General features: G+C 65.5%; 21 protein-coding genes. 12 read left to right on the forward strand and 9 right to left on the reverse strand.

The genetic code is table 11. The annotated features are described in order from the left end of the window. Position 1: 1 nt before the first annotated feature. The 5 genes from VML93_RS08395 to VML93_RS08415 all read right to left on the reverse strand — a co-directional run bounded on the left by VML93_RS08395 (position 2) and on the right by VML93_RS08415 (position 4,094). Positions 2–1,339 (reverse strand): amidohydrolase family protein, encoded by a 1,338-nt coding sequence (locus VML93_RS08395; protein ID WP_325609558.1) that lies wholly within the window; start codon positions 1,337–1,339, stop codon positions 2–4. Between the two features lie 212 nt (positions 1,340–1,551). Then, positions 1,552–2,310, reverse strand: coding sequence for an N-acyl homoserine lactonase family protein (locus tag VML93_RS08400; RefSeq protein WP_325609560.1), 759 nt, complete (start codon positions 2,308–2,310; stop codon positions 1,552–1,554). Positions 2,311–2,320: 10 nt separating this feature from the next. Beyond that, on the reverse strand, positions 2,321–3,109 hold the full coding sequence (locus VML93_RS08405; RefSeq protein WP_325609562.1) for an SDR family NAD(P)-dependent oxidoreductase: 789 nt from the start codon (positions 3,107–3,109) through the stop codon (positions 2,321–2,323). Further along, complete coding sequence (locus VML93_RS08410; RefSeq protein ID WP_325609564.1) at positions 3,106–3,546, reverse strand: hypothetical protein; 441 nt, start codon at positions 3,544–3,546, stop codon at positions 3,106–3,108. Before VML93_RS08410 ends, VML93_RS08405 begins: the two co-directional genes overlap by 4 nt. A 23-nt stretch (positions 3,547–3,569) precedes the next feature. Continuing rightward, entirely contained in the window at positions 3,570–4,094 is a 525-nt protein-coding gene (locus VML93_RS08415; RefSeq protein ID WP_325609566.1) for a VOC family protein, read from the reverse strand. Positions 4,095–4,155: 61 nt separating this feature from the next. Between VML93_RS08415 and VML93_RS08420 the strand changes: the two genes are divergently transcribed. Both VML93_RS08420 and VML93_RS08425 read left to right on the forward strand, forming a co-directional pair. Beyond that, on the forward strand, positions 4,156–4,794 hold the full coding sequence (locus VML93_RS08420) for a TetR/AcrR family transcriptional regulator (RefSeq protein ID WP_325609568.1): 639 nt from the start codon (positions 4,156–4,158) through the stop codon (positions 4,792–4,794). Then, entirely contained in the window at positions 4,791–6,449 is a 1,659-nt protein-coding gene (locus VML93_RS08425) for an FAD-dependent monooxygenase (RefSeq protein WP_325609570.1), read from the forward strand. Before VML93_RS08420 ends, VML93_RS08425 begins: the two co-directional genes overlap by 4 nt. 27 nt (positions 6,450–6,476) lie before the next feature. Here the strand turns inward: VML93_RS08425 and VML93_RS08430 are convergent, their stop codons facing one another. Then, the gene (locus tag VML93_RS08430) at positions 6,477–7,292 is read right to left on the reverse strand and encodes an enoyl-CoA hydratase/isomerase family protein (RefSeq protein ID WP_325609572.1); all 816 of its coding nucleotides are present in this window, start codon (positions 7,290–7,292) and stop codon (positions 6,477–6,479) included. A gap of 70 nt (positions 7,293–7,362) precedes the next feature. On the opposite strand from VML93_RS08430, the gene VML93_RS08435 reads away from it, so the two are divergent. From VML93_RS08435 to VML93_RS08460, 6 genes are all read left to right on the forward strand, one after another. Beyond that, positions 7,363–8,313, forward strand: coding sequence for a helix-turn-helix domain-containing protein (locus VML93_RS08435; RefSeq protein WP_325609574.1), 951 nt, complete (start codon positions 7,363–7,365; stop codon positions 8,311–8,313). Between the two features lie 109 nt (positions 8,314–8,422). Next, complete coding sequence (locus tag VML93_RS08440; protein ID WP_325609576.1) at positions 8,423–9,400, forward strand: LacI family DNA-binding transcriptional regulator; 978 nt, start codon at positions 8,423–8,425, stop codon at positions 9,398–9,400. A 171-nt stretch (positions 9,401–9,571) separates the two neighbouring features. Continuing rightward, a complete protein-coding gene (locus tag VML93_RS08445; RefSeq protein ID WP_325609578.1) occupies positions 9,572–10,786 on the forward strand; it encodes an enoyl-CoA hydratase-related protein in 1,215 nt (404 codons plus the stop codon). A gap of 3 nt (positions 10,787–10,789) precedes the next feature. Further along, complete coding sequence (locus tag VML93_RS08450) at positions 10,790–11,947, forward strand: acyl-CoA dehydrogenase family protein (RefSeq protein WP_325609580.1); 1,158 nt, start codon at positions 10,790–10,792, stop codon at positions 11,945–11,947. A gap of 13 nt (positions 11,948–11,960) precedes the next feature. Next, positions 11,961–13,271, forward strand: a complete 1,311-nt coding sequence (locus VML93_RS08455; protein WP_325609582.1) for a phytoene desaturase family protein — start codon at positions 11,961–11,963, stop codon at positions 13,269–13,271. 12 nt (positions 13,272–13,283) lie between these two features. After that, positions 13,284–13,652, forward strand: coding sequence for a nuclear transport factor 2 family protein (locus VML93_RS08460; protein WP_325609584.1), 369 nt, complete (start codon positions 13,284–13,286; stop codon positions 13,650–13,652). A 210-nt stretch (positions 13,653–13,862) separates the two neighbouring features. Here the strand turns inward: VML93_RS08460 and VML93_RS08465 are convergent, their stop codons facing one another. Genes VML93_RS08465 through VML93_RS08475 form a run of 3 tightly spaced genes read right to left on the reverse strand, consistent with a single transcriptional unit; the run spans position 13,863 to position 17,729 of the window. Then, on the reverse strand, positions 13,863–14,279 hold the full coding sequence (locus tag VML93_RS08465; protein ID WP_325609586.1) for a Zn-ribbon domain-containing OB-fold protein: 417 nt from the start codon (positions 14,277–14,279) through the stop codon (positions 13,863–13,865). A gap of 10 nt (positions 14,280–14,289) precedes the next feature. Then, positions 14,290–15,498 carry a thiolase family protein gene (locus VML93_RS08470; RefSeq protein ID WP_325609588.1) on the reverse strand — a complete coding sequence of 403 codons (1,209 nt, stop codon included), beginning with the start codon at positions 15,496–15,498 and terminating at the stop codon, positions 14,290–14,292. 11 nt (positions 15,499–15,509) lie between these two features. Then, entirely contained in the window at positions 15,510–17,729 is a 2,220-nt protein-coding gene (locus tag VML93_RS08475; protein WP_325609590.1) for an acyl-CoA dehydrogenase, read from the reverse strand. Positions 17,730–17,836: 107 nt separating this feature from the next. Here VML93_RS08475 and VML93_RS08480 point away from each other — a divergent pair, with 107 nt between their 5' ends. From VML93_RS08480 to VML93_RS08495, 4 genes are all read left to right on the forward strand, one after another. Then, a complete protein-coding gene (locus tag VML93_RS08480; protein WP_325609592.1) occupies positions 17,837–18,424 on the forward strand; it encodes a TetR/AcrR family transcriptional regulator in 588 nt (195 codons plus the stop codon). A gap of 4 nt (positions 18,425–18,428) precedes the next feature. Continuing rightward, positions 18,429–19,514, forward strand: a complete 1,086-nt coding sequence (locus VML93_RS08485) for a DUF1214 domain-containing protein (RefSeq protein WP_325609594.1) — start codon at positions 18,429–18,431, stop codon at positions 19,512–19,514. Beyond that, positions 19,511–20,683, forward strand: a complete 1,173-nt coding sequence (locus tag VML93_RS08490) for a sulfotransferase (protein WP_325609596.1) — start codon at positions 19,511–19,513, stop codon at positions 20,681–20,683. The genes VML93_RS08485 and VML93_RS08490 overlap by 4 nt, the downstream gene beginning before the upstream one ends. A 229-nt stretch (positions 20,684–20,912) precedes the next feature. After that, the coding region (locus VML93_RS08495; RefSeq protein WP_325609598.1) for a sodium-dependent bicarbonate transport family permease at positions 20,913–21,552 on the forward strand (640 nt) is incomplete at its 3' end.

Consider the following 21,552-nt stretch of genomic DNA (forward strand, 5'->3'; position numbering starts at 1 on the left):
CTCAGTTGCCCAGCGTGGTGGCGCGCCCGGCGATGCCGCCGGCCTCGGCCGTCACCTGGGCTTGCAGCGCGAACTGCGTCATCCGCGTCCACGCGTCACGGTCGCGCTGGCTGGCCTGGCGGCCGACGTGGGTGACCACATCGACGTCGGTGGCCTGAGCGCGTAGCTGGCCGGCCCGTGCCCGCTCCTTGGGGATGTGCCGGAACGGGTCGAACGAGTATGCGGCCATGGCATTTTCGTGGGTGATCTTGTTGATGACGGCGTCATCCAGATGGCCCATGGTTTCGATAACGTCCTCCGGCGCGAACGGCCAATTGCTGTCGGAGTGCGGGAAGTCGGACTCCCAGCACAGCATGTCCTCGTTGAACCAGTCCATGTTCTTCACCCCGACCTTGTCGCTGATGAAGCAGGTGTAGAAGTGCCGCTTGAATATGTCGGTGGGTCCGCTGTAGCCGGGCGGGAACTTGGCCAGCGTCCAGCCCGAGTGGCGGTTGTAGACGTGCTCGGCGCGCCAGAGGAAGTACGGTATCCAGCCGACGTCGCCCTCGGTGAGGGAGAACTTCAATTGCGGGAAGTCGACCCAGAACTCGGCCCAGATCAGCTCGGTAAAGGTGAACATGCTCATCATCGACGACGCCGTCATCTGCACGCTGGGCGGGGCGTCCGTCGACACCTGCGGAGACCGCGATGCGGAGCCGACGTGGGTGCACAGCACCGTCTTGTTCTCGCAGACGGCCTCGAACAGTGGGTACCAGTACTTGGTGTGAATGCTGGGCATCTGCAACGCTTCCGGGTTTTCCGAGAACGTCACCGCATGACAACCCTTGTCCGCCAGCCGTTTCACCTCTTTGGCCGCTTCGGCGACGTCGTACAGCGGCAGCATGCCGCACGGGATGAACCGGCCCGGGTACGCCGCGCACCACTCGTCGACATGCCAGTCGTTGTAGGCCTTGATCATCACCAGGTTGACGCCGCGGTCGGGGCCCTGGTTGAGGACCTGCCCGGAGAATCCGGTGAAGTTGGGGAAGTTCAAACCCGCCAACTGGCCGCCGGCGTTCATGTCGCGGACCCGCTCGTCGACGTTGAAGCACCCCGGCCGCATCTCGTCGTAGCGCGAGGCGTCGATGTTGTACATCTCGCGGGGTTTGCCGGCGACGGCATTCAGGCCCATGTTCCGTCCGCGGACCTCCCCGTAGTACCACTGCTGGATGCCGTCGGGCTCGTTGACCACCCGGGGGGCGAGGTCCTTGTACTTCGCGGGGACATGCGCGTCGAACATGTCCGCCGGCTCGGCGATGTGGTCGTCCACGCTGATCAGGATCAGGTCGTCTTTGTTCATGCCGCAGTCCCCTCTATTGAGGACTAGTAGACATTGATCTGCATCACACTGTCAACGGTGTTAGCTGGTAAAGCACGGTGAATCGTTGCGATATTAGCTGACTATTAGTCTGTCATGTTGACTCTGCGCACCGGGCGGACTTGTGCGAGTGGGCCCAACCCTCACCGCAGAATCAACGGCCCCGCAGAATCAACGGCCGTCGCGAAGCGCGCCTAGCCCAGGCGCGCCGGGGCCTGCGGAATGGCCTTCCAGAACTCGAGGTCGTGGCCGTACATGATCGCGGCGCCCTTGCTCTGCAGCTCGCGGAAGAGGTGAAGGGCCCTGATCACCCCGTCCGGATCGGCGATGATGCCGGGCAGCGTCATGGTGTCGAGCGCTTCCTTGAGATAGCAGGCGTCACCGCACAGCACGAACTCCCCGTTCTCGGTGCGCACCCGCACCGATTGGTGGCCGGGGGTATGGCCGTAGGTCGGGATCAGCACCACGCTGCCGTCGCCGAAGAGATCGTGTTCACCGTCGATCAGCTGCCGGGGCTGCCCGGTGTCGAAATCGGCGGCCACGTAACCCTTGACGTCGCCACCCTCCTTGGCGGCATCCACCTCGGGTCGCTGGACGACGACGGTGGCGTTGGGCAGCAGGGCGTTGCCTCCGCAATGGTCGAAGTGCAGGTGGGAGTTGACGACGTGGGTGACGGACGCCGGGTCGACGTCGATGGACGTGAGGCGCACACCGATGTCTTCGCCTGCGCCGTAGTCGAACTGGTGCACAGCGGCCAGGACGTCACCGACGTGTGCGGACGGGTCGCGCTGGGTGGCGATATGCAAGCCGCTGTCGAATACGACGCGACCGCGCGGATGGTCGATCAGATACGAGGTGATCGGCACCCGGGTCGCCCCTTCACGGCCGGCGAGCAGGAACGCGGTGGGAATGGTGAGATGGCCGCAGGTGATGGCGTAAAGCTTGACGGTCAACGGAGTCCTCTCAATCGCGGACGACGGCGCCGCCGTCGACGTGCAGGCACTGGCCGGTGATGTTGGCGGCGTCCGGCGAGGCAAGGAAGACAACGGCTTTGGCGACATCGGCCGGCGTCTGCGGCCGCTTCAGCGGGGTCATCGCCTCATAGCGGGCAAAGAAGGACGCCTCGTCCGCCCGTTCGGCTCTGGTGAAGCGTTGCAGCTCGGTCGAGATGCGCTGCTGCATCCCGGTCCACACCGCGCCCGGACACACGGCGTTGGCCCGGACCGCGGGAGCCAGCGTGAGGGCCAAGCTCTTGGTGTAGCGCAGCGCGGCGGCCTTGCTTGCCGGGTACGCCCCGCCAGTGGCGCGCGACGCGTGAGCGGAGATCGACCCGATCGTCACGATCACCCCGTCGTCGGAGTGCTGCAGGTGCGGGGTCGCCGCTTCGCAGGCGTTGATTGTGCCGTGCAGATTCACCGCCATGCAGCGGTCCCAATCGGCGCGGTCGTCGGCTTGGCGTTGGGTGTCGTCGGCAAAGACGATCCCGGCGCTGCACACCAGAATGTCGAGCCGCCCCTGCCGGTCTGCGGCGGCTTCGACCGCGGCAAGTACCGCGGCGCGATCGGTCACGTCGAGCGGATTCACCTGCAGCCCAGCAGGATTAGCCTCAGCAAGCCCGGCCAGGCCGTCGGGGCGCAGGTCGGTCGCCTCGACCGTGGCCCCCTGCTGCAGCAGACACTCGACGGTCGCCAGTCCGATTCCAGAGCCCGCGCCGGTGACGAACGCGACGCGGCCGTCGAGGTCTGCGATCACGGGGCGGACTCCACCGGCCGGCCGGTGGTAGCGACCCGGCCGGCGATCTGATCGGCCGTCGGCCGGGTCGCATACACGCGCTCGCCGGTCATCAGATCGTTCTCGTCGAACCCGAACACCGCCCACAGCCGGACCTCGAAGGGACCGCCCCCCGTGGGCGTGCCGCGCAGCCAGAACTCGATCTGCACCTGGCCGTCGTCGAGGTGGGTCAGTTCGATCAACTCGTTGCGCTGATCGGGCACCAGCGTGCGGCCCTCGAGCCAGTACTGCATCACGTCGTGGGCGCCGTCGATCACCGTCCCGTCAGGCAGCTCGTAGCGGGCGTGGCCGAACGTCGCCATAGTCCGGTCCCAGTCCTGTACGTTCTCGCTCTCCATGTGCTCGATCACTCGAGCTTCTCTGGCTTGTCGGCTTGCTCGCCGGTCCTGGTCAGTCATCGAGTGCCTTCCGTTTTGCCGGATCAGCCGGTCCGGCGGATCGGATCGGCGCCGTCCCACTCGGCCGCCACTTGGCGGATGTAGGCGAACATCTGGCCCTTGGGACCGCTGATGTCGGAGATCTCGATCAGCGTGCCCTGGTCGTGCTCGGTGTCGAAGTAGGCGAATCTGCCGTGCTCGCCGCCGATCCGGCCTTCCTGGCCCACGGTGTAGTCGGCCGCCAGCGCGCGGTCGTAGAGGTCCTGGAAGTCGGTGGTCCAGTAGGAAACGTGCTGGGCGCCGGAACGCCCGGAGTCAAGGAACTCGCGGTACATCGACGGGGCGTCGTTGCGTTGCTGAATGAGCTCGAGTTGGATATCGCCCGAGTTGGCCAACGCCACACTCATCTCCAATGGCGAGTCGGCACCGCGATGGCGGAAGTAGTCCGTCTGCACCCGTTCGATGTAGAACCACGGCCCCACCCCGTGCCGGTTCCACTGCTGCATCGAGGCTTCGATGTCGGTCACGACGTAGCCGATCTGCGCGATCTGGCCAAAAATTCGGCTCACGGCACACAAGTTACCACTTACTTGCTTGCTGTCAAGCATGTTAGATGCGAGAATATCAGCCATGGACGACATCGCGGTCCGGGCACGGCCGAGACGCACCCAGGCGGAGCGGCGCGCCGCGGCGCGAAACCGGTTGCTGCAGGCGGCGGCGGAGCTCATCGCCGAATGCGGCCTGGCCGCAGTCACTTTGGCTCAGGTGGGCGAACGTGCCGGCTACAGCCGCGGGATCGCCAACCACCACTTCGGCACCAAGGCCGCCCTGATCGAAGAACTGATCAGCCAGGTCGAGCGGGAATTCGTGACCGCCACCGCACCACTGCAAAGCCTCGATGCCAGCGTCGACGCACTTGTCACGACGTCGTCGATCTTCATCGGGCTGCTCGAAGATCTGCCTCCCATTCATCGCGCATTCTTAGTGCTGTGGGCCTCGGCGGTTGCCGACGACGAGCTGCGTGGACGCATGGCCGCGTCCGACGCCGCGTTCCGGGAAGCGGTGACCGCCATCGTCGAGCGCGGAAAGGCCCGTGGCGAGATCGATCACAGCCTCGACGCCGACACGTTCGCGGTGCTGCTGCTGGGCCAGCTACGTGGCCTCGCGCTACAGCATCTGATCGCCGGCGACGAGATTGAGCTTGCCGACGTCCGCCGCGGCCTCGAAGCGGCCATCCGCGGGCTCCTGACCAAGGGGGTGGCCGGGTGAACCCGGTGATCATCGTGGGCGCCGGACCGGTGGGTCTCGGATGCGCACTCGAACTGGCCCGCTTCGGCGTGCGGAGCGTATTGATCGAGAAACACGCGGGCACGTCGTGGCACCCCAAGACGCGCAACTTCAATACCCGCACCATGGAGATCGCCCGCGGCTGGGGAGGTCCGACCTATCAGCGGCTGCGCAGCATCGACACACCACCCGGCTGGAAGAGCCCGATCCGGTTCCTGCGCAGCGCAATCGGCGACGAGTTCGGCACCATCGACTCGAAGGGCTTCGAGGGGCCCGGTGCCGCAGTCTCACCCGCTCTTCCGGTCATGTCATCGCAGGACTACATCGAACGGATCCTGCTCGACGCCGTCTACGCCACCGGCCTGGTCGAGGTCTGGTTCGACACCGAGGTCACCGATCTGCTCGCGGGCGGGGGCATCGACGATCACGAGGTCGCCGTGCGGGTGCGCTCGCGGATCGACGCGGGCGAGAAGACTCTGACGGGTCCCGCGCTGGTGGCCGCCGACGGCGCCGAAAGCACGATCCGCACTCGGCTCGGCATCCAACGCGAGGGGCATCTGGGCCTGAGTCACCTGGTCAACTGTTACTTTCGCGCCGACATCGAAGGCAGGATCGGCGATCGCAAAGGCGTGCTGTTCTTCGTCAACAACGACAACGCCCGGGGCGTGTTGCAACCGCTGGACGGGCAGGGCCGGTGGTTGTGCCAGATCAACGTCGCCGAGCCGGACTGGTCGCCGGATGTCTACACCAAAGAACTTGCAGCACAATGGATCCACGCCGCAGTCGGCGATCTCGAAGATCTCGACGTGGAAGTGCTGTCGATCGGGTTTTGGCGGCTCAACGCGACCGTCGCCGAGCGTCTTGTGCAGGGTCGCGTCGTGTTGTGCGGCGATGCCGCGCACCAGTTTCCCCCGACCGGCGGGATCGGCCTGAACACCGGCATGCAGGGCATGCACAACGTGATGTGGAAGCTCGCGGCCTATGTCGCAGGGCAGGCCGGCTGGTCCTTGGTGAGCACCTATGACCAGGAGCGCCGTTCGGTCGCCGCACGTGCACGTGACCAGTCGCTGCAGAATTCGATCAACGTGGTCCGCATCGGTCAGGCGGCTGCCAGCGGCAGCGACTCCGGGCTGACACCGCAGCAGATCATCGCCGAATCACGGCGCTACGGCAATCATCTCGGGGTCGAGTTCGGCGCTGCCTACCACTCGTCTGCGGTCGTCGACGACGGGACCGTCCCGCCCGAGGTGGACGACGACTTCTCCGACTATGTCCCGTCGGCGACACCGGGGTGCCGTGCCCCGCACGTCTGGCTGGGCCGTGCCGACGGGCGGGTCTCCACCCTGGACCTGATCGGCGACGGGTTCCTGGTGCTGGCCGGCCGCCAGGGTGGGTCATGGGTGACGGCGGCGCGCGAAGCGGCGCGAATCACCCGAGTTCGGTTATCCGCGTACCTGATCGGTGCGGCCGGACTCGACGACGACGGAATGTTCGCGGCCGCATACGGAATCACCGAGCACGGCGCCGTTCTGGTCCGTCCGGACGGTCACGTCGCGTGGCGCAGCGCCGAATCACCCTGCACTGGAACCGAAATCACCGACGCACTGCGCCAGGTTCTGGCCTTAGACGCCTTATAGCCGGCGCCGCTCGCCGAGCGGTGACGCTCAGTCGACGGGTTCGTGGTCTTGCCAGAAGTCGCGGTTCTTGCTGCGCTTGGCTCGGAGGTCAGGGTCGGCGAACGCGAGAATGCCGGTTCTGTCGGATCCACGCGGGGGTGCGCCCTCGAAGAACATGCTCGACCACATGTCGAGGTCGGCGGCCTTGTCGATGAAGTACTTGGTGGTGGTGACCGTCTTGGCGTCCCTGGCCAGGATCGCGTCGACGAGTTCACCGACCTCGTCATCGAGTCGCTCCGCGGCAACGACGCGGTTCACCAAATCGTGACGCTCGGCGGTGTGGGCATCGAAGAGCGCACCGATCAGGTTCCACTCCTTGGTTTTCCGTCGCCCGGCGAACTTGCTCAGTCGGCCGGTGCCTCCCCAGCCCGGCGTGATGTTCCAGTTGATCTCAGGCATGCCCCACCGTGACCGATCGGTGGCGACAACGAAATCGCACACCAGCGTGAGTTCGAGGCCGCCGCCCACGCACACACCGTCCACCGCCGCGATGGTCACGGGCACGAGGTTGTCGATGAGGTTGACCGTCTGTTGATACATGCGTATCTCCCACAGCGGGTCGTCGGGCTCGAAGGAGGCGAAGCCCTTTATGTCGTCGCCGGCGCAAAAGGTCTCCCCGGCCCCTTTGATGACGACCACCCGAACATCCCGGTCGGTGTCGATCTCCTTCATCGCAAGGTTGAGTTCCTTCGACAGCTCCTTATCGAGAGCGTTATGGACCTCGGGCCGATTCAGGGTGACTGTCGTGACTGGTCCGTCCTTGGTGATCAGCAGCTTTCCCGACAACGACGCTGTAGTGGTCATGACACCTCCGCGATGAGTTCATGATGGAACCGCTTGGCAGGAACCTAACAGCGGAAGTACGCTAACGCAAGTGACTTTTACTACCAGACCGATAGTCGGCGGCGACTCCGACGCCGATGCCATCTTCAGGGCCACCGATGTCATCGGCGATGCCTGGTCTTGGCTCGTACTTCGGGAAGCGGTTTTGTATGACGCAAGGCGATTCAGCCACTTCCTGACGGGCACCGGTTCGTCACGCTCCACCCTGAACACGCGCCTCGCGACGCTGGTGAGCGCAGGACTGCTCAGCCGTGAATCCGCCGACTATGTCCCCACACCAATGGCCGAAGACTTCCTCGACTGCCTTCTGGTCACCATGCGCTGGGGCGATCGCTGGCTATGGCCGGCCGAATCCCCGCCGCAGCGTCTCATCCACGTCGGGCACGATCACGACGGGCGCGCAGGACTTCTCTGCGGCGTCTGCGGCGCACCTTTGCACGCTGACGAAGTCGAGGCAGCTCGGTCGGCGTTCGAAAACCCCAATCCATCAGTCGGCCAGAACGTGACACGCCAGCCGGCGATCGACGTCATCCAACGCGGACGGCCATGCTCGATAGCGCGTGCCTTGACCGTTTTCGGTGACCGGTGGTCCGGCCTCATCATCCGCGAATGCTTCTTCGGTACAAAGCGATTTGACCAGTTCGAAGCGCGCCTCGGCATCGCCCCTAACATCCTGTCGAACCGAATGCGCCGCCTTGTCGACGTCGGCTTTCTGCGACGGGTGCCATACCAGGACTGGCCGATTCGCCATGAGTACGAACTCACCGAGCAAGGCCACGATTTCTACCACATGCCACTGGCGCTGATGGCCTGGGGACGACGATGGCTGGGGCCCAACCGCGCTGACGCGACGCTGACCCACATCCCATGTGGCCAGCCGGCCGAACCGGTCCTCGGATGCCTCACTTGCTCGGAGCGAATAGGCAAGGACGACATTGCCTTAAGGGCCGCCGACCCAGCCTTCGAGCCCTTCGGGAAATAGTCGACGACTGCACGATGCATTCGAACGTGGAGCTTGAGAACCTACCGACCGCGCGCGGCAAGTGGTCGCGACGTGCCACCATGAGGCATGGCCAGGACGGTGATGTGAGGTGAACACGAACAAGCCTGACCGGCCTACCACCGCTGACGTGGCCCGATTGGCCAGCGTGTCGACCGCGACGGTCAGTTACGTGCTGAACAACGCCGAGGGCCGCAGGATCTCCGCACAGACCCGCGAGGCGGTCTACAACGCCGCGGAACTGCTCGGTTATCGCCCCAACCTTGCCGCGCGCAATCTCGCTCGCGGCAAGAGCGGAGTGGTCCTCTACGTCGTACCGCATGTGGCGGTCGGCGAGATGCCGATGCAAGCCGGCAGTCGGATGACCACCGAACTGGCGCGCCTGGGTTTGCTTCAGGTGCAGATCTTCGAGACCGAGGACGATCGGCACGTCGTCGATGCGATCGAGAATCTCGACCCTGTCGCGGTCACGAGCCTGTTCCCGCTCAGCGAAGCCGCCTTGCGCGCCGTGAAGGCAGCAGACATCCCGCACATCGAGATCGGGACGCTGCCCGCACTCGGAGATCCCCACCTCTCGATCGGCGAGATGCGGGTGGAACATCTCGCCTCGCGTGGTCATCACGAGATCGCGTTCGCCTATACCGGGATCGCCAAGTGGCGCGCCCTGGGCGATTACTGGCTCGAAGGCGTCTCGCGTGCGGCGCGCCTGCGTGGTCTTTCGCCGGTCCACGTCGCCGAGGTCACGGTGGACAACGCCGCGGACATGGTGACCGCCTGGAGGCAGGACGGCGTCACCGCCGTATGCGCGCAGAGCGACGAGATAGCCTGCCTGGTCCTGTACGGCATTCACCGGGCGGGCCTGCTTTGTCCGCGCGATCTGGCCGTGATCGGTGTCGACGCCAGCCCGATGGGCGTCGTGAGCACACCGCCGTTGACCTCGGTGGAATTCAACTTCCACGCGGTCGCCGACGCCGCGATCGCCGCAGTGCTCAGCGAGTTGGGTTATCCGGCTCCGCCGCCGCCGGAGCCGACGGACATCGCACGCCTGATCGTGCGCGCCTCGACATAGCGGGACCCCGTTGTCGGCACTTCGGTGCGTCAGCTGCGTGCACAGAATTTAACCTGAAATAGAAAAGTGTTACTATCGGCGGCATCACGGCTGCATCCCATCCCAGTCTTCTAATCTCGATTAAAGGATGAGCGGAAGCCGAACTGGGAGCCTGAGAAAGGAAAGCTCGGGGTGAACGTCTTGGACGACACCAAAGTGTCAACCGCCAAACAGCTCTACCGGGCACTTGCAGCCGGGGACCGTACGGCGTTGTCGAAGCTGCTGGACCCCGAATTCGTCGGTCACGCCACCGAGGGCCTTCCGCTGGACATGGGTGGACGGCATGACGGGCCAGAGGCCATGCAACGGAACCTGTGGTGGATGATCGGTCGCCACTACGAGGTAGCCGCGCAGCCCGAGGAGTTCCGCGTTCTCGACGACGGCCGGCTATTCGTGTCCGGCCACTACCGCGGAAAGGGCCGCAAGTCCGGCCGGCGCTTGGACGCGGCGTTCATCCACGTCATCGCTTTCGCCGAGAACGGCTGCGTATCGGGACTGCACCAGCTGACCGACAGCGCGGCATGGGTGCAGGCCCTCGGCGCCGATGCGGATTTGCACACCATCGACTACTCGGTGACCGACGCGGTGGCGACGATATGTCTGAATCGCCCGGACGTCCGGAACGCGATCGACATGCGGGTCAGTGAGGAGACTCTCGCCGTGGCCCGCCGCATCGCGGACGACGACTCGGTCCGGGCAGTGCTGATTTGCGGTAATGGACCGGCGCTGACCGTCGGCGGCGATATCGATTACTTCCTTGCCCACTCCGACAGTGGGTTTGCTGGCTTCGGCACGCTGTTCGCGCAGCTGACCACACCCTTCCACGAGGCGTTTCGCGTCCTGAGTCGCATTGATGCGCCGATCGTCACCGCCGCTCACGGGGCTGTCGCCGGCGGCGGCCTGGGTTATGTATATGCCGCGGATCTGGTCATAGCTGCCGAAGACACCAAGTTCGTGACGGCCTTTGCCGCCCTGGGGCTTTCGGGAGACGGCGGCGGCACCTGGCACTTGCCCAGGCTGATTGGCCCGCGCCGGGCCGCGGCGGCCTACTTGCGCAATCGGCCCATCGACGCCGCCGAGGCACTGGAATGGGGATTGGTCAACGAGATCGTGCCGGCTCAGGAACTCCGTGCCCGTGCTGAGACGGTCGCGCGGGAACTCGCCGCCGGACCCACCCGAGGCTTCGCGCGGATGCGTGCGCTACTGCGCGACTCATGGCACAACGATCTGTCCACGCAACTGCAAGCCGAGACCGAGGCACTCCGACGCGCCGGCGACACCGCTGACGCCGCCAGAGCCATCAACGATTTCGCGGCCAAGCGCCGCACCCAGTTCACCGGAGAGTAGGTTATGGGGCTCATTCAAGACTCGTTGGAGCACAAAGCGATTCGCGAGAGCGTGGCCGGTATCGCGGCGCGATTCGGCGCGCAATACTTCACCGAACGCGCCCGATCCGGCGGTGACATCCAGGAGTTGTGGAAAGACCTGGCCGCCGCCGGCCTGCTCGGTCTGCACCTACCTGAGGAATACGGCGGCGGGGGCGGCGGAATGGCCGAAGCCGTCATCGTGGTCGAGGAACTCGCCGCACACGGGATGCCGTTGCTTGTCTGGGTCATCTCCCCGGCAATCTGCGGCAGCATCCTGGCCCGGCATGCCTCAGCGGAAATGAAGCAGCGCTGGCTCCCGTCGATCGCCGACGGATCAAAGATCATGGCGTTCGGCATCACCGAGCCTGACGCGGGTTCCAACAGCCACAACGTGAAGACGACCGCACGGCGCACCGCAACCGGGTGGACGATCAGCGGATCGAAGTACTACATCTCGGCGGTGGACCAGGCCGACGCGATCCTGCTGGTCACGCGAGACGCCGAGCACTCGACTCCGGACCAGAGCGCGCTTTCGCTTTTCGTCGTTCCGACCGACAGTCCGGGACTGTCCTTCCAACAGATCGACACCTCGATCGTGTCGACGGACAGGCAGTTCACTGTGTTTCTCGACGACGTCGAGGTCGGCGAGGACGCGCTGATCGGCGTCGCGGGCAACGGGCTGCGACAGGTGTTCGACGGCCTGAACCCGGAACGAATTCTAGTGGGCGCCTTGTGCGGTGGGATCGGACGGTACGCAATCGGCAAGGCCGTCGACTACGCCACGCAACGACGCGTGTGGGCGACGCCGATCGGTGCCCACCAAGGGATCGCCCACCCCCTCGCGGAAGCCCACGTTGCCGTGGAGCTGAGCAGGATGGCGACCGCTCGCAGTGCTGAGCTCTTCGACGCAGGCGAATCCGCCGGCGAGGCGGCCAACATCGCCAAGTTCGCGGCGTCGGAGGCGGCTCTCAAAGCGCTGGACCAGTCGATCCAAACCCATGGCGGCAACGGACTGTCGCACGAATACGGGCTGTCTGAGTTGTGGTTCGTGACGCGCCTGATGCGCACCGCCCCGGTCAGCCGAGAGATGGTGCTGAACTTCATCGCCCAGTCATCGCTTGGTCTGCCCCGCTCGTACTAGTTAGGAAACACCAATGACCACACAACAATTCGACGTGATAGTCATCGGAGCCGGTGCCGGTGGCCTGTTCACCGCCGCACGTCTCGCCCACCGCGGCTACCGCACGCTGGTGGTGGAACGCCTCGACAAGGTCGGCGGTCGAGCCTCCACCGAAGACATCGACGGCTTCAAGATCAACAACGGCGCCATTGTCATCGAGATCGGTGGCATCACTCAACAGACGTGTGAGGAGGTCGGTGCGCCGTTCGATGTCCGCGAGCCCAAACCGCCGCTGCTCTACCGCATCGCCGGCAAGGACGTCGATGTCACCGGCGGCGGCTGGGGCTTCCTGCTGAGCAAGCTCACCCGCCAGGGCGCCAAGCTGGTCAAGGGCATCGGCGCCGCCCGCAACGACTCGGGTTTACCCGAAGACGAGATCTCCACCGCGGAATGGGTTTCGCGCTACACGAAAAATGAAGGCGTGCACGGCATCTTCCGCAACATGTGCGCCTCGATCTTCGCCGTGGGTTCCGAGGACCTGCCGGCCCGGGTGTTCCTCACCTACTTCACCCGCAAGAGCGCGTTCAAACGGTTCGGCTTCCATCCTGAAGGCACCATCGGCTTGTGGCGAGGTTTGGCCGGTGCCATCGAGTCCCACGGCGGTCAGGTATGGCTGTCCACGCCGGTCGTCGGGATTGTCTCCGACGGTGCGGCCGTGGCCGGCGTCCAGGCGATCCGGGACGGTGCGACGGTCACCGTGGCGGCGCCTGTGGTGGTGAGCGACATCGGCCCGGCCGCCACGGTCAAGTTGCTCGGCGAGGAGCACGTCCCGGGCGACTACCAGGATCTGGTAAAGAAGGGTGACCGGCCCACCGCGATGATCTCGGTCAACTTCGCCAGTCAGGACAGGCTGGTCGACATGCCCGGGATGCTGAGCTTCGCCACATCGCGGCGCCTGGCCTACATCGCCAACTTCACCGACATGTGCCCCGAAATGGCGCCGCCGGGATGGCACCTGTACGTGGGCACCGCGGTGCCCAAGCCGTCGTTGGGTGAATTTGACGAAACCGCCGAGACCGAACTACTCCTGCAGGATCTGCGCGATGCGATCGACCACTTCGACGATCGCGCCCGAATACTGAATGTTGCTGTCACCAAGGGTGATTGGCCGCCGCAGCGGGCTGTAGCCGGCTTTGACCTACCCCACGACACCCCAATCGCGGGATTGTGGAACGTCGGTGACGCCGTCAAGGAGTACGCCAACGGTGGAACAACAGCCTGCGCCGAAACCGCCAAACTGGTGGCCGACAAGATCGAGGCGGCACACCGGCCCGCCGCCCGGTAGCGGGGCTTGAGCATGACATCGCCACATCCTGCCGATGCCGACTTCGCGGCCGCCTACTCGCGCGCGTGGACCTCGGAGCCCGTCGAACTGCTCGACTTCTTCGCACCCGCGGGCAGTTACACGGATGTCGCGATGGACGCGACGTACCGCGGCCGCGAGCAGATCGCCCGGTTTCACCGCTGGATGCTGAAGTTCGCTCCGGACTCGGTCGTCGAGTTCAGCAATGCCTGTGCGCTCGACGGTCGCCTGTATCTCGAGTGGGTTTGGAGTGGAAGGTTCGAAGGGACGTTGCGACTGCCGGATGGCTCGGTGCTGCATCCAACGGGAGGCGACTTCAGCGTCCCCAGGGGTCGCCGCCTGCCGCTACGCGGCCAACGCTGAGCTGCTGAGTCACCGCGATTACTGGGACCTCAACACGTTGCTCAGGCAGGTAGACGCCCGGTAACCGCCTTTCGCCGAGCGTGGATGAGATGGACGAATAGCGATCGGCGACCCGCTTCGCCCGGCTCCGCCGCGCTCGCGCTCGAGCGTGTGGCCAGGCGCACGGTCGCGCTCGAACGTGCGCCCGGCCGCACACTCGGCGGGCAGGGCTTAGTCGGCGGGCTCGTAGCGCAACATCGTGACGTCGTGTTCCGGGTAGTCGACGAACACCGGCCGCACCCGCATCCCGACCCGCAGATCGGCGGGTTCGACATTTACCATCTCGGTGGAAAACCTTGGCCCCTCGTCCCATTCGACGATCGCGAGCAGCTGCGGGACGGCATCGGCGAAGTGCTGGCTGACCGGCCTGCGGGCCACGGTGAAGGAGTACAGCGTCCCCATGCCGGAGATCTCCCGCCACTCCAGGTCGTCGGCCAGGGTGCCGGGCGCACGCACCCGCGGGTAGAACACGTAGGACTGCGTCGACGGCGAGTACTGGATGACGATCCGGTGCTCGGCAAGCGCATCCCAAAAAGGCGCGCTGGTGGGCGTTTTGACGGGCATCGGACGATCGAAGCTGATGGCCATGATTCTTCTTTCAGTCGCCCTGCAGGATCAGTGTGGTCTGCTCGGAAAGGATTCCGCCGTTGCCGGACACGAAGGCGCGGTTGCAGTCGGCCACCTGAGCCGCGCCCGCGCGGCCCATGATCTGGCGGGTGGCGTCGCAGACGTGGTGCATCCCGCCCGCCAATCCCGCTTGGCCGAAACCGAGTTGGCCGCCGGCGGTATTCAACGGGAAATCTCCGCGGAAGGTGAGGTCGCGGTTGGTGACGAACTCCATGCCCTTGCCCTTTTCGCAGAAGCCGGCGTCCTCCAGCGATAACAGCACCGTGATGGTGTAGCAGTCGTAGATAGACACCATGTCCATCTGGTCGCGGGTCAAATCCGTCATGACAAAGGCGGTTTCGGCGGCCTCGGCGATCGGGGTGTGCAGCAGGTCCTTGGCGTAGGTCGGGGTTTTGAACGGCACGTGCTCGCCGAACCCCTTGATCCACACCGGACGGTGGCGTGCTCGCCTGGCGATGTCGGCGTTGGCGACGACGACGGCGGCACCTCCGACGCACGGCATCACGATCTCCAGCATGTGCAACGGGTCGGCGATGACGGGGCTGGCCAGCACGTCCTCGACGGTGAGCGGCTGGTCCTTCCAGATCGCGCCTTCGGTGTGGTTGGCGTTGACGCGCTGGTCCACGACGATCTTTGCCATGGCCCGCTCGTCGTAGCCACACACCGCCGCATAACGTTGGGCCACTTGGCCGTACGGGCCGTTCTGGCCAAGGTTTCCATACGGGATCTCGAATTCTGCTTGCGGAGAACCGTATTTGTTGCTCGATGAACCGAAGAACATCGCGTCGACCAGCGCCCTGGGCTTCTTCTTGGACATGGGCGTGATGTATCGGGCCGGCAGTGCGCACAATACCGCGTCGCAGATCCCGAGTTCGACGGCCGCCGCCGCGCGCCACACCATGGCCGCGGCGCTGGCACCGCCTAGGTCCACGTGCTCGGCGAATCTCGCTCCGACGCCCAGGTATTCGGCGATCGTGGAAGGTACGAAGATCTCGGACTCAGCCAGGTGCGAGGCCACGATGCCGTTGACGGCCTCGGCGGGCACGCCCGCGTCATCGAGTGCCGCGGCGGAGAGTTCCGCCCACTGTTCGATGACGAACGGCGCAGGCGAGGCTTTGTTGAGCCGCTCCGGCGGAAGCTCGACGTATCCGACGATCGCGGCCTCTCCGCGTAATCCCATGTCGTTCCTTCCTACTTGCGGGGCAGGCCGAGAATCATCTGGGCGATGATGTTCAGCTGGATCTCCCTGGTTCCGCCGCCTAACAATTCGGCGGGAAGACGCAGATACGACTCGACGATGGCGGGGTCGGAGTCGGCGACCATCGCCCGGCGTCCAGTCAACTGCAGCGTGGCCTGGAAGGTGCGGCGCAGCAGCACATTCATCGCGACCTTGGCGATGCTGGACGCCGGCCCGGACGGCTGCCCGTCCAGCAGCCGAATGGTCTCGCGGACACCCAGCGCCTTGATGGCGTGGGTGTATGCGTCGAGTTCGCCGAGCGCGCGCTGTGCGTCGTCGCGGTCGGGCCCGGTGCCCGACGCGAGGCGGCGTAGCGCGGCTGCCCGGTCGAATTTGACGTAACCGCTGATGGCAGAGCGCTCTTCGGCCATCGTCGCGATCGCAAGGTTCCAACCGCCGCCGGCGTCTCCGAGCAGCATGTCGTCGGGTACGAACAGGTCGGTGAGGAAGACCTCGTTGAAGTGCGCATCGCCGGTCGCCGTCTTGATCGGTTGGATTTCTATGCCTGGAGATCGCATGTCGACAATGAAGTAACCGATGCCACGGTGCTTGGCGGCCGAAGGGTCGGTGCGGGCCAGCAGCGCGCCGAAGTCCGCCCGGTGCGCCACCGACGTCCAGATCTTGTGCCCGTTGATATTCCAGCCACCGTCGACCTTGGTGGCGCGGGTGGCCAGCGAGGCAAGATCGGATCCGGCCCCCGGTTCGCTGAACAGCTGGCACCACGCGATCTCGCCGCGCTGCGTCGGCGGTATCAGCTTCTCCTGCAGGTCTTTTGATCCGGCGCGGAGTACCGAGGGCAGGATCCACTCGGCGATACCCAGCGAGGGACGAACCAGGTCGGGTCGCTTGGCGAACTCGTCGTCGATGATGAGCTGTCGCAGTGGCCCGGCGTCGATGCCCCACGGCGGTGACCAATGGGGTGCGATCAGGCCCGCCTCGGCGACCAACGTGCGTTGCGGCCCAGTCTTGAAGTCCTCGTAGTCGCCCTGTCGCCCGGGTTGATCGTTGTGCAGTTCGAGTGCGGCATCCAAGATCTGGGCGACGTGCGACCGGAAGCCCGATTCGGCGTCACCCAGCTCGACCGACATGTCGCGCTGCTGGGTGCACATCAATTGCCCCAGGCGTCGGGCCCAGCGGTTCGCCGGCCCGATCGATGCCGCCAGACTGATGGCCCGCCGCCAGTACAGGTGGGTGTCGTGTTCCCAGGTGAAGCCGATGGCCCCGAACATCGTGAGCGAATCGAGTACCAGGTCCGGCACCGGCGAGATCGCGATCACGGCCGCGCCGGCCGCGGCGAGCAAGTGTTGGTCCAGCGGTTCGTCGACTGCGCGCACCGCGTCCCAGGCCGCCGCGGTGGCCAACTCGCTGTTGATCAGCAACATCGCCGCGTTGTGCTGCAGTGCCTGGAAGGTACCGATCACCTTGCCGAACTGTTCCCGGATCCGCAGGTGCGCGGTAACCGCCTCGACACACCACTGCGTGATACCGGCCGTCGCGGCCGCCACGAGTCCCACGACGACGCACTCGGCACGCTCCGGGTCGATGCCGGTGAGCACGTCGGAGTCAGGCGCGGAATAGTCGGCGAGGCGCAGGATCCCGGCGTCGGAAACGAGGTCGGTGCCCTGCACTGATTCGACGGTGGCCGTGGGCTTTCCGGTGTCCACCGACATCCACAACACGTCGCCTGCCGGGGTACGGGCTCCGACCACGATCAGCCGCGCCGAACACGCGCCCTCGGTGACTTCCGAGGTACCGGTGACCAGCCATTGTCCACCATCTGCACGCGCCCGGAAGTCGGAGTCGCCGGGAAGGATGACTGCCGCGGGCGCGCCGGATGCCAGGTCGCGCAGCAGTCCTTCGGGTGCCGGATCGGCCAGCAGCGCAACGGCTCCCGCGGTTACCGTCGGCAGTAGCGGCCCGGGCAGCAGCGCTTTGGCCGCCGACTCCAGCACGCAGGCGGCGTCCATCCGCCCCCCGCCCTGGCCACCGAGGTGTTCGGGCAGATGTACCGCATGAAAACCGTTGGCGACCAGCGTATCCCACCACGCCGGCAGTTTGCCGGCCGCAAGTGCGTCGAAGTTATCCCGGGTGGCAGCTGTTGGCGCGTGCCGCGCAGCGAACTGCCCGACGGCGTCGCTGAGCGCCTGCTGCTCCGGGGTCAGCCCCAGGCTCACGGGCAGCTACCCTTCCGTCTTTACAAGACGAACCGTCTCGTCTTGTGGCAGACTACGGTGCGGGCCAGGATATGTAAAGCGCGCTGGGCCCCGGAGAGGACCACCAGATGCCAGCCGATCTCAGCCGGGCCAGTCCGCCCCGTCGGCGAAGCGAGAGGTCGCGGATGGCCATCGTCACCGCAACGCGCGAACTGCTTCTCGAGCGCGGATTCGACGGTTTGAGCATCGAGGCGGTCGCGGCCCGGGCCGGCGTGGGGAAGCAGACCATCTATCGCTGGTGGCCCAGCCGTCCCGCGCTCGTCGCCGACGTGATGCTCGAAGACGCCGACAAGATCCTCGCTTCGGTCGGCCATACCGATGACCTGGCGGCCGACCTGGTGGCATGGGTACGCAAACTCGCGGCCACTCTGACGACGGCCCGCGGCTCGGCCATGCTGCGGATCTTGACCGTTGCCGGTATGGAGCACGAGGACACCGGCGACAAGCTTCGCGCAGGCTTCAGCAAGCCGCTGCACGACAGCGTCCGAAGCCGGCTGCTCGCCGACGGTATCGACGATGCGACCGCCGAGTCCGCCGCGGACGCCATTGTCGGCGGCGTGGTGTATCCGATCCTGTCTGATGCGCAACGGTATCCACGACGTCGCGCCGAACTGACCACCCGGCTCATCGTCGCAGCCCTCGACAACCGAGGATAAGCACATGACCGAAGACGCGGCGAGCACACGCGCATGGCAGTTCTTCCAGGAGATGCTGGGCAACGTCACCAACATCGTGACCGAAGACGCCGAATCACAGCGGGAACGCCTCGAGGGGCTGCGGCTGATCGCGCGGGTCTCGTCGCTCTGCTCGCAGATGGCCGTCGAGGTCGACCTGGACCGGCCGTCGTTCTTCGACATGTGCTCCGACAACCGGATGATCGGCGGCCCCAATCCCGACGGCAACTACTACCTCGCCATGATCCGCGGTGACCGGAGCTACCGGATCACCGGCACCCGGGGCACCAGCGCCTACCTCGGCCTGCAGATCCTCGCCGGCACCGGACTGACTCCGCGGCGAATGTCCAACTACGTCAGCGATGTCGACCTGGCGCTCAGCGACCGGAAATTCGCGATCGTGCTCGCCGCAACGGAGCCTGCCGATCTGGCCGGCGCGCAATGGGTGCAGATCCCCGAGGACGCATCGTCGGTCGTCGTCCGCGAGTACATCGGTGACCGCGCCACCGAAGAGTTGGCCAGACTCCACATCGAAGCACTGCAACCCGGTCCGCTCACCCCCCTCACCGACGACGAGCTCGCCGGCCAGTTCACCGCGATGGCCTGGTCGTTGATGAAGCTCGCCACGCTGCACCGCACCATCAAGCCCGAGCTCCTCGACAGCCCCAATACCCTGCTCACGGCCCAGGCCGCCGACCTGGGCGCCGCCGACACCACCCCGGACAACCTGTACATGATGAGGACGTTCCGGCTCGACCCCGGCCAGGCTCTCGTACTCGACATCGAACCACCCGACACCCGGTACTGGAACGTCACGCTGGAAAGCATCTTTCACGAGTGCCTGGAGCCGCGCCGCCGGCACAGCTCGGTGACCAATCGCGCGGTCCATCCCGACGCGGACGGGCGGGTGCGTATCGCGATCTCCGCACAGGACTACGGCTTTGGGCATTGGCTCGACACCGGCGGCCGCCATCGCGGGTTCGTGGTCCTACGCTGGCTGGACAACCCGACCCCGCCCGACGTCACGGTGTCGGTCCGCCGTGTTAGTTCAACGCGTGAGGCGCGGCTGTGACGCTGCAGGAGCGATTCACCCCGGAACGGCTGATCGCCACCGCATGCGAGGAAGCGGGCAGCGACGACTTCGGCGAGGACGGCTGGCAGCCCGGGCTGCACCGACTCACCGAGGGCCTGGTCAATGAGGCGCGCCTCTCGGCCATCGGCGTGGAGATCGCGAACCTCGACATCATGCGCTCGCTGAAGAACCGGCTCGACATCATCGCGTGGCGCAAGCAACACCCCGAAATCGCCGGCGAGCCAATCACTCAGCCGATCTTCATCCTTGGGCAACCCCGGTCCGGAACCACGATCCTCTACGACCTACTCACTCAAGATCCAGACCTGCGCGCACCACTGACCTGGGAGGTCGATGCGCCCTGTCCGGTCCCGCGGCCCGAGACCTACCACGACGATCCACGCATCGCGCAGGTGCAGGCCAGCATCGAGATGTCCGAACACATCGTTCCCGGGTTCCTGGCGTTCCACCCGATGGGCGCTCTCGTCGGGCAGGAGTGCGTCCGGATCACGGCCAGCGAGTTCACCAGCATGATCTTTCCGGTGCAATACCGGCTGCCGAGTTACTCACACTGGCTGCTGTATGACGCCGACTACGCCGGCGCTTACCGCTTCCACCGAATCTTCCTGCAGCACCTGCAATCTGGCGTTCCGGGCCAGTGGCTGCTGAAATCGCCCGCACACCTGTGGCAGCTGGATGCCCTGCTGGCCGAATACCCCGACGCGCTGATCGTGCAGATGCACCGCGATCCGCTCAACGTCATCTCGTCGATCGCCGCGCTGACCCACCACCTGCGGCGGATGTGCAGCGACGAGTCCAACATCGCCGAGTGCGCGGCGCAGTCGTACGAGGAGATCGTGGTTGGCCTCGATCGTGGGATGGCGCTGCGCGACAGCGACGCTGTGCCCGCCGGCCGCGTGATCGACGTGCTGTTCACCGACTTCATGAAAGATCCGTGGAGCACGATCAGCGACATCTATCAGAAGCTGGGCCGCGAGCTGCGGCCCGATGCTGAGCAGAACATGCATGACTTCCTCGCCGCGCATCCCGGGGACGGCGGACGCGGCCGCTACACCTGGTCGGACACCGGCCTGGACGTCGATGAGGTTCGCGAAAGGGTCAGCGCTTACCAGGACCGCTATCAGGTACCGACCGAGCAGTTGCGCTGATCGGCGTGCCCCTGTGGATGGATTGAATTCTCCGGATGACCGGTCCGCTTACACTTCCGGTCGGGGTGTTCACCGCGCGACTACCTGTGTACAGTCCTCCAGTACATGCAGTAAGCGATGAAGCTCGCTGATGCGCCGTCCGGCTGATGCGGCCGGAAAAATGGCGCTGATGGCTTCTACCCCCGGGTCGTCGACACGGACGACCCGCACCGAGAGGTAGGAGCTGGGCATGGGTAACACAGTATTGCTTGAGTTCTGGCACAACGTCATCCACAACCTGTTCAAGCCACTATTGCTGTTTTTCTACTTCGGCTTTCTAATCCCAATTCTGAAGGTGCGTTTCGAGTTTCCACAGCCGCTGTATCAGGGCCTGACCATGTACCTGCTGCTGGCCATCGGCTGGCACGGCGGCGAGGAGCTCGCCGCAGTCAAGCCGGCGAACCTCGGCGCCATCGCCGGTTTCATAGTCGTCGGCTTCCTGCTGAACTTCGTGATCGGCGGCCTCGCCTATCTGCTGTTGAGCCTGATGACTGGCATGCGGCGAGTCGACCAAGCCACGGTCGCAGGCTATTACGCGTCCGACTCCGCTGGGACCTTTGCCACTTGTGTGGCCGCGCTGACCGGCTTGGGTATCGCGTTCAACGCCTACATGCCAGTGATGCTGGCCGTCATGGAAATTCCCGGTTGCCTGGTGGCGCTCTACCTGGTGGCGCGACTGCGGGGCAGAGCGATGGATTCCGAAGGCAACATGCCGGGAGAGCCTGACTACACTGCACCCGCGGCGATCGGAGCCGGGCCCGGCACGGCGATGCGGCCGGCGCCCGGGCAGAGGCTGAATCCGGGCGGAACACAATTTAATTGGACTGAAG

The organism is Mycobacterium sp. (genome assembly GCF_035499775.1).
In the GTDB taxonomy this organism is placed as follows: Bacteria; Actinomycetota; Actinomycetes; order Mycobacteriales; family Mycobacteriaceae; genus Mycobacterium.